At 38.6% G+C, this 790-nt stretch carries 2 pseudogenes; one reads left to right on the top strand and one right to left on the bottom strand.

Annotated elements, in window-relative coordinates:
- Positions 1-349 (bottom strand): annotated as a pseudogene (locus DW965_RS18825) (type IV secretory system conjugative DNA transfer family protein); the annotation flags it as partial.
- Positions 350-457: 108 nt separating this feature from the next.
- Here DW965_RS18825 and DW965_RS22375 point away from each other — a divergent pair.
- A pseudogene (locus DW965_RS22375) lies at positions 458-649 on the top strand (penicillin-binding transpeptidase domain-containing protein); the annotation flags it as partial.
- Positions 650-790: the final 141 nt, after the last annotated feature.

Raw genomic sequence — 790 nt, 5'->3', positions numbered from 1 at the left:
AAGCCGATATTTCACGGCTTCGGATGGTGGCAATCAGCTTATCGAAGTTCGGTATCTGGCCGATGTTGGCAAACTCGTCCAGGATCAGACGGACATGGACAGGCAGCCGTCCGCCGTAGAAGTCATCCGCCTTGTCGCAGAGCAGATTGAAAAGCTGACTATACATGAGGGCGGCCACGAAATTGAAAGTGCTGTCCGTATCCGAAAGGATCACAAACAGCGCCGTCTTTTGGTCGCCCAGGGTATCCAGTTCCAGTTCATCATATTCCATCAGGTCCCGCAGCTCCTTGATGTCGAAGGGAGCAAGCCGGGCGCCGCAGGAAATGAGAATGGATTTTAAGGTTTTGCCAGTAACAAAATGTCAATAGTTTTTTAATCACTTTTTTAAAATGGGCAAAAAAAATAGAGCATATAGATTTCTCTATACACTCTACCTTTTCATTTAATAATATTTTTGAGTTCGACAAACTGGTATTTTGAATCAATCGACAAGCAGCTCGGAGCTTCCACTATAAATTCATACCTTCAGCAAATAGGATATGGCAATGAAAATATATCAGGAGATTTCTCTTCCTACTGGATGCAGTCATCCTTAAAGATTTCACCAGTAGAACAAGTTGAACTTTTGAAAAATTTATATCGAAACAACTAAAGTAGAAAAAAGTTTTTTAAAAGTTTCTATATAAATGAAATTATAATTGCTAATGATATTATGGTGTGATATTATGTATATAAGAATAAATATGAACGATTTGCACTTAACATATATAAGTTTAGCTTATTTTATGCG

It is taken from the genome of Blautia sp. AM47-4, assembly GCF_003479865.1.
In the GTDB taxonomy this organism is placed as follows: domain Bacteria; phylum Bacillota; class Clostridia; order Lachnospirales; family Lachnospiraceae; genus Fusicatenibacter; species Fusicatenibacter saccharivorans.
This window is presented reverse-complemented; position numbering and strand designations above follow the sequence as displayed.